Here is a 6659-nt window from a genome sequence, read left to right as displayed (position 1 = left end):
TTCGCCACCCCCTTGGCAACCAGAGCCACCAACGCGAAGACCGCGATCGTGGTGACGACGAAGGCCAGGTCGGCCACCGTGTGCTCCTAGATGAGGACGGATTTTTCGGACCTCATGAGCAAACCCCCGTTCGAAGCCCCTGCGACCTGCGTTGATGCCTTCCTTACGGGGAAGGGCGCGCCCTTGACGGCGCCCATACGTGCCTCATACGCGCGCCATATACGCGCCGGTACGCGCGCCGCGCGGGCACGCAGAAAGGCCGGTGGGCCGCACCTCCCTCGAAGGGAAGTACGGCCCACCGGCCTGAACTGTCTCGAGCCGTGGTCGGCGGCTCAGCGCACCTCGGTGATCTCGGGTCCGCGCTGGAGCTGACCCATGCCACCGGAGAACTTCGAGCCCTCCTGGTCCTCCTGCTGCACGCCCTCAGGCACCATCTGGGCGTCGTTGGGGAGCTTGAGGACGATCGGGTCGCGCGGCGCCATCGGGCCCTCGCCACGGACGACCACGGTGTCCCGGAAGATCGTTTCCAGCAGTCCGGCGGCCTCCGGCTGCACGGCTCCCTGGCCGGAGATCACTCCGCGCAGGAACCAACGGGGCCCGTCGATGCCGACGAAGCGCACCAGCTGCACGCCGTTCGTCCCGTCGGGAAGCTGTACGGGGACCTGCGCCCGCAGCTCCCAACCCAGCGGGCCCTCGAGCTCGTCGATGATCCCGCCCTGCTTGGTGATGCCGGTGGCGATCTCCTCGCGGACCTCGCCCCAGATGCCCTCTTTCTTGGGGGCGGCGAAGGCCTGCAGCTGGATCGCGCTGTCGCGCAGCACGACGGTGGCGGCGACGATCGCGTCTCCGGCGACCTCGACGCGCAGCTCCATGCCCTCGACCCCGGGGACGAAGATGCCGCCCAGGTCGACCCGGCCCTCGCCGGGCTGGGAGACCTCGTCGATGTCCCACGGTCCGTCCGGCCGCGGCGCCGGCGGGAGATTCACCCGGCGCGCACCGCTCTCGGCGGCGTCGGTGTCATCGAGCTCGTCGACGACCTGCTCGGCCTCGCGCGCTTCGTCCGCCACATCCTCGGCGGAACCACTCTTCTTGCGACGTCCGAACACGTCACTGTCCTTCCCGGTCGGGTACGACCGAAGCGTAGCTGTTCCCGCCCTGGGTGATCCCGCCCCTGACGCCATCAACATCATCACCGGTGGCATGCCCACCGGTGGATCCGAAACCACCCTCGCCCCGGGCCGAGCCGGGCAGCTCCGACACCTCGTGGAAGCGCACCTTCTCGACCTGCTGGACGACCAGTTGGGCAATCCGGTCGAACCGCTCGAACCGTACGGTCTCGCGCGGGTCGAGATTGATGACGATCACCTTGATCTCTCCACGGTACCCGGCATCAACCGTCCCCGGGGCATTCACGAGGGCGACTCCGCAGCGTGCTGCGAGGCCGGACCGCGGGTGCACGAACGCGGCGTACCCGTCGGGCAGGGCGATCGACACGCCGGTGGGCAGCACCACCCGTTCCCCCGGGGCGAGTTCGGCGGCCTCGGTGGTCACCAGGTCGGCCCCTGCGTCGCCCGGGTGCCCATATGCCGGAATCGGCACCTCCGGATCGACCCGGCGAATCAGTACGTCGACGGGATGGCGCATCACGGGTTCACCTCGAAGGCGCGGACACGCTTGGACTGGTCCGGGTCGGCCATCGCGGCCTGGATCTCGGCCGGGCGGCCGTTCTCGATGAAGTGGTCGACCTTGACCTCGATGAAGAGGGCCTCGGCGCGGACCGCGACAGGCCCGTCCGGGCCGCCGATCCGGCCGGTCGCGCGGGAGTAGATCTTCCGGCCGTGCACGGCGGTGATCTCGGCGTCCAGGTGCAGCACGGTGCCCACCGGCACCGGACGCACGAAGTCGGTCTCCAGCCGTCCGGTCACCGCGATCACCCGCAGCAGCCAGTTCAGCGAGCCGAGCGTCTCGTCCAGCGCGGTGGCCAGTACGCCGCCGTGCGCCAGTCCCGGAGCGCCCTGGTGGGCGGGCTTCACGGTGAACTCGGCGGTGACACTCACACCCTCGCCGGCCCGCGCCTGGAGGTGCAGGCCGTGTGCCTGCCCCCCGCCGCAACCGAAACAGTGTTCGTAGTGCGAACCGAGGAGCTCGCCGGGAGCCGGGGCGTCGGGGTGCCGGACCGGTTTCACCGCGCCGGCCGGTGGCTTCAGAGCCGCAGATGTTCCACTCACAGGCGCAGACCTTACCCGCGCGGGTACCCGCAGGTCGCGCCGTGCCAAGCTTGGGTTCATGCAGCCTTCCACCCCGCCTTTCGACGAACGTCTGACCGCGCCCCGTTCGTGGTGGCTCATCGCCTTTCTGATCGGCGTCGCCTGCGCCCTGATGCTGCTGCCGCTCGGCACCCTGCCGCTGCTGGCCGGCCTCGTCGGCGGCACCGCCCTGGCCTCGCTCGCGGTCAGCTCGTACGGCTCCGCCCGGATCCGGGTGGTGGCGGGCGCCCTGGTCGCGGGCGACGCCCGGATCCCGGTGTCGGCGCTCGGCACGGCCGAGGCACTGGACGCCGAAGAGGCGCGCGCGTGGCGCTCGTACAAGGCGGACACCCGCGCGTTCATGCTGCTGCGGAGCTACATCCCCACGGCGGTACGGGTAGAGGTCACGGACCCGCAGGACCCGACCCCGTACGTCTATCTGTCGACCCGGGAGCCGCAGGCCCTGGTGGCGGCGCTCACGGCTGTACGGGCGTAGGACGCACGGCCCCCGACGGCGGCTGCACGGGAGGGGTCAGCCCTCGATCTCCTTCGGAAGGTCCTTGTGCCGCTTCCGGGGGCGCTCCAGCGGCGGCTGCTCCGGAAGCCGGTCCCAGGGGACCTGGCCCTTGCGCAGGTCCTTCCTGACCTTCTCGGCAAGCTTCTTCGTGTCGCGGCGGTTCATCATCGCGCCGACGGCGGCGCCGACCATGAACGGAATCAGGTTCGGCAGATCGCGCGCCATGCGCTTCATGATCTGCTGGCGGAGCTCCCGCCTCATCTGACCGCCCAGCGCCGCATTGATCGTCGTGGGGTGGCTGGCGTCGATGCCGCGCTCCTCCGTCCAGGAGGTGAGATACGCGGTGCTGCGCTGGGTGAGGCCGCCCGGCGGGCGCTGACCGTAGACCTCGTGCAATTCGGCCACGAGCTTCATCTCGATCGCGGCCACGCCGGTGATCTCCGCGGCCAGCTCGGCGAGCATGGCCGGCGGTACGGGCATCATGGCCGCCGCGCCGATACCGGCGCCTACGGTGGCCGTGCCCTTGCTCGCGCCTGCGACGAGTTTGTCGGCGAGCTCCTCGGGACCGAGTCCCGGGAACTGCCTGCGCAGGGTGGCAAGGTCGCGCACAGGGACGCGGGGAGCCGTTTCGATGATCCGGTCGGCGATATGACCGATCGCCGCCCTGGCGCTCTCCCCGCTCTTGCGGACGCCCCGTTTCACTGATTGCAGACGGCCTGCCCCGGTCACGGGCTCCGTCCTGTCGACCTGCTGCTCGGCCCCATCGGCCGCGTCGACTGCTGGTGCTGCTACTCGTCCTGCTCGTGCCACCTCTGCCGCGATGGCGGCTTCCACTGCTTCGAGCGAGGCCCAGCGGCCCCGCTCGTCGTCAGACTCGCCCGGAGGGGGTGGCAGGGCGGACCGCTCGGCAGGCGCTGCTACGCCTTCCACCGGGCCTGTGCCGCCCTGATACGCCTCCGACGACCTCTTACGCCACAAGCGCCGCTTCCGGAACGGTGTGTCGCCTGCCACGGCCGACCGAACCTAGTCGCAGTCGCGGCAGATCGGCTGGCCGTTCTTCTCGCGAGCCAGCTGACTCCGGTGGTGCACGAGGAAGCAGCTCATGCACGTGAACTCGTCGGCCTGCTTGGGCAGGACCCTTACAGCGAGCTCTTCATTGGACAGGTCTGCGCCGGGCAGCTCCAGTCCTTCGGCCGCGTCGAACTCGTCGACGTCGACGGCGGACGCCGTCTTGTCGCTCCGGCGCGCCTTGAGCTCTTCAAGGCTGTCCTGGTCGACGTCGTCATCGGTCTTGCGTGGGGTGTCGTAATCCGTTGCCATTTGTCGCACTCCCCCTCTGGGTGTCTGCGGTGTCTCAGCGCACGTAACGCGTGAGAGGCCGGACTTGTGCCCGACCCGAGGCGGAGATTTTGCCTCACATCAAGGTCTGTTACTCAATCGACACCCGAGCGGACCTCTCGAGAGCGATCGGCTTGGGTGGCGAAGGGGACCGTACACGGTCCGAACGCCGTGCTTCACGGGCGCCACCCCGTGTACTTCCCGTGATATCGACCCCCGAAAACCCCGACTTTTGCCGGATTTTTGGTGGGAGGCCTGATCACGGAGCGTGGATGGTCCGAAATTCGCTCCTGTGATCGATCACACACGGATCTTCCGGGCACGGGTCCCGAAAATTCCGCTCAAAGCGAACAGTGCAATCTGTGTGCGAATCGCTCGGACCAGCCTCTCAGACAGGCAGGGTGACGCGCATCACGAGACCACCACCCTCACGGGGCTCGGCGATGATACGGCCGCCATGAGCCCGCGCCACGGACCGCGCGATCGACAGGCCGAGCCCGACCCCCTTGTCGCTGCCCGTTCGCTCCGTACGGAGCCGCCTGAAGGGCTCGAAGAGGTTGTCGATCTCGTACGCCGGCACCACCGGGCCGGTGTTCGAGACCACCAGCACCGCCTGCCCCGGCTGCAGCTCGGTGGTGACCTCCACCCAGCCCTCCTCCGGGACGTTGTAGCGGACGGCGTTCTGGACGAGGTTCAGCGCGATCCGCTCCAGCAGCACACCGTTGCCCTGGACGACGGCGGGCACGATCTCGCCGCGGAACTCCACGCCCTTGTCCTCGGCTTCGCCGCGCGTCTGGTCGAGCGCCCGGGAGGCGACCTCGGCCAGGTCGACCGGTTTGCGCTCGATGATCTGGTTGTCGCTCCGGGCGAGCAGCAGCAGACCCTCGACCAGCTGCTCGCTTCGCTCATTGGTGGCCAGCAGGGTCTTGCCGAGCTGCTGAAGCTCCGGCGGCGCCTGCGGGTCGGAGAGATGGACCTCCAGCAACGTGCGATTGATCGCGAGCGGGGTGCGCAGCTCGTGCGAGGCGTTCCCGACGAACCGCTGCTGCGCGGTGAAGGCCCGTTCCAGTCGGTCGAGCATGTCGTCGAAGGTGTCGGCGAGCTCCTTGAGCTCGTCGTCCGGACCGTCCAGCTCGATCCGCCGGGACAGGTCCGTACCGGCGACCTGGCGGGCGGTCCTGGTGATCCGGCCCAGCGGGGAGAGCACCCGCCCAGCCATGGCGTAGCCGAAGGCGAAGGCGATGACGCTGAGGCCGACGAGGGCCAGCAGCGAGCGGTTCAGGAGCGTGTCGAGCGCCTGCTGGCGCTGATGGTTGACGCACGAGTTCATGGCCGCGTTGACAGCGCTCGGCGACGATCCCTCACCGGACAGGTTGCACACGTCACTGGACACCTGGCCGCTCACGATCTTGAACGGCAGTTCGCTGCCCACGTGCAGGGCCTGTGCGGCCAGCATGTAGATGATCGAGAGCAGCAGGATGCCGGCGATCAGGAACATCCCGCCGTAGAGGAGGGTGAGCCGTATCCGGATGGTCGGGCGCAGCCAGGGGTACGGGGGCTCCAGCTGTTTGGGGTCCCAGGTGGGCTTCGGGGGCGCCGTGGGCGGCGCCGGGGCGGCAGACACCGGCCGTCAGATCCGGTAGCCGGAGCCGGGCACGGTGACGATCACCGGCGGCTCTCCGAGTTTGCGGCGCAGCGTCATGACCGTCACCCGCACGACGTTGGTGAACGGGTCGGTGTTCTCGTCCCAGGCCTTCTCCAGCAGCTGCTCCGCCGAGACGACAGCTCCCTCGCTGCGCATGAGCACCTCCAGCACGGCGAACTCCTTCGGCGCGAGCTGGATCTCGTGCTCGTCGCGGAAGACCTCGCGGCGGTTGGGGTCCAGCTTGATGCCGGCGCGCTCCAGGACGGGCGGCAGCGCGACCGTCGTACGGCGTCCGAGAGCCCGTACCCGCGCGGTCAGCTCGCTGAAGGCGAACGGCTTGGGCAGATAGTCGTCGGCGCCGAGCTCCAGGCCCTCGACGCGGTCGCTGACGTCCCCGGATGCGGTGAGCATGAGCACCCGGGTCGGCATGCCCAGCTCGACGATGCGACGGCAGACGTCGTCGCCGTGCACCAGGGGGAGGTCCCGGTCCAGCACCACCACGTCGTAGTCGTTGACCTCGATGCGCTCCAGGGCGGCCGCACCGTCGTACACGACGTCGACGGCCATGGCCTCCCGGCGCAGTCCGGTGGCCACCGCATCGGCGAGCAGCTGCTCGTCCTCCACGACGAGTACGCGCACGGCGCTGTCCTTCCTTTGAAACTTCAGAACGTCCGAATGAACGCACGGACCGTGATCCGGGCCGCTCAGGAGCACTGTCTGTGCGGCACCATCCTGCCCGCAACGCGTATAAACCGGCGGTAAGGCGGCGCGGCACGACCTGCGGCTTCCAGGAATTCACCGGATTTCCGGGCCAGTTGAGGTTTCTCTGAGCCCGGGGCTGGGGAGGACGAATTCACACCCGCGATCACGCCATGTATGTGGCACTCCACGGCCGCTCCGTCCCCCGGAGAGT

General features: G+C 69.1%; 8 protein-coding genes. 1 reads left to right on the top strand and 7 read right to left on the bottom strand.

Annotation, left to right across the window (positions count from 1 at the left end; translation table 11 throughout):
• Nucleotides 1–332: 332 nt before the first annotated feature.
• The 3 genes from ACIA8E_RS28280 to ACIA8E_RS28270 are packed head-to-tail and all read right to left on the bottom strand — an operon-like array spanning nucleotide 333 to nucleotide 2228.
• Nucleotides 333–1106 (bottom strand): DUF3710 domain-containing protein, encoded by a 774-nt coding sequence (locus ACIA8E_RS28280; RefSeq protein WP_399302118.1) that lies wholly within the window; start codon nucleotides 1104–1106, stop codon nucleotides 333–335.
• A gap of 1 nt (nucleotide 1107) precedes the next feature.
• On the bottom strand, nucleotides 1108–1644 hold the full coding sequence (dut, locus tag ACIA8E_RS28275) for a dUTP diphosphatase (protein ID WP_030973995.1): 537 nt from the start codon (nucleotides 1642–1644) through the stop codon (nucleotides 1108–1110).
• Nucleotides 1644–2228: a PaaI family thioesterase gene (locus ACIA8E_RS28270; protein WP_030973996.1), complete on the bottom strand. Its 585-nt coding sequence runs from the start codon at nucleotides 2226–2228 to the stop codon at nucleotides 1644–1646. The genes dut and ACIA8E_RS28270 overlap by 1 nt, the downstream gene beginning before the upstream one ends.
• Nucleotides 2229–2286: 58 nt before the next feature.
• Here ACIA8E_RS28270 and ACIA8E_RS28265 point away from each other — a divergent pair, with 58 nt between their 5' ends.
• Complete coding sequence (locus tag ACIA8E_RS28265) at nucleotides 2287–2742, top strand: DUF3093 domain-containing protein (protein WP_030973997.1); 456 nt, start codon at nucleotides 2287–2289, stop codon at nucleotides 2740–2742.
• Nucleotides 2743–2778: 36 nt separating this feature from the next.
• Here ACIA8E_RS28265 and ACIA8E_RS28260 read toward each other — a convergent pair whose 3' ends face one another.
• The 4 genes from ACIA8E_RS28260 to ACIA8E_RS28245 form a co-directional block, all read right to left on the bottom strand.
• Nucleotides 2779–3774 carry a hypothetical protein gene (locus tag ACIA8E_RS28260; RefSeq protein ID WP_399302117.1) on the bottom strand — a complete coding sequence of 332 codons (996 nt, stop codon included), beginning with the start codon at nucleotides 3772–3774 and terminating at the stop codon, nucleotides 2779–2781.
• Between the two features lie 12 nt (nucleotides 3775–3786).
• Nucleotides 3787–4083, bottom strand: coding sequence for a DUF4193 domain-containing protein (locus tag ACIA8E_RS28255; RefSeq protein WP_003965732.1), 297 nt, complete (start codon nucleotides 4081–4083; stop codon nucleotides 3787–3789).
• Nucleotides 4084–4489: 406 nt separating this feature from the next.
• The gene (locus ACIA8E_RS28250) at nucleotides 4490–5725 is read right to left on the bottom strand and encodes a sensor histidine kinase (RefSeq protein ID WP_399302116.1); all 1236 of its coding nucleotides are present in this window, start codon (nucleotides 5723–5725) and stop codon (nucleotides 4490–4492) included.
• Nucleotides 5726–5731: 6 nt separating this feature from the next.
• On the bottom strand, nucleotides 5732–6385 hold the full coding sequence (locus tag ACIA8E_RS28245; RefSeq protein WP_030927249.1) for a response regulator transcription factor: 654 nt from the start codon (nucleotides 6383–6385) through the stop codon (nucleotides 5732–5734).
• Nucleotides 6386–6659: the final 274 nt, after the last annotated feature.

This window comes from Streptomyces sp. NPDC051664, from assembly GCF_044453545.1.
Classification (GTDB): domain Bacteria; phylum Actinomycetota; class Actinomycetes; order Streptomycetales; family Streptomycetaceae; genus Streptomyces.
This window is presented reverse-complemented; position numbering and strand designations above follow the sequence as displayed.

Bases quoted from the DNA above. Each gene is read 5' to 3' on its own strand.
- dut (WP_030973995.1), bottom strand. From the start codon at position 1,644: ATGCGCCATCCCGTCGACGTACTGATTCGCCGGGTCGATCCGGAGGTG.
- ACIA8E_RS28255 (WP_003965732.1), bottom strand. From the start codon at position 4,083: ATGGCAACGGATTACGACACCCCACGCAAGACCGATGACGACGTCGAC.
- ACIA8E_RS28265 (WP_030973997.1), top strand. From the start codon at position 2,287: ATGCAGCCTTCCACCCCGCCTTTCGACGAACGTCTGACCGCGCCCCGT.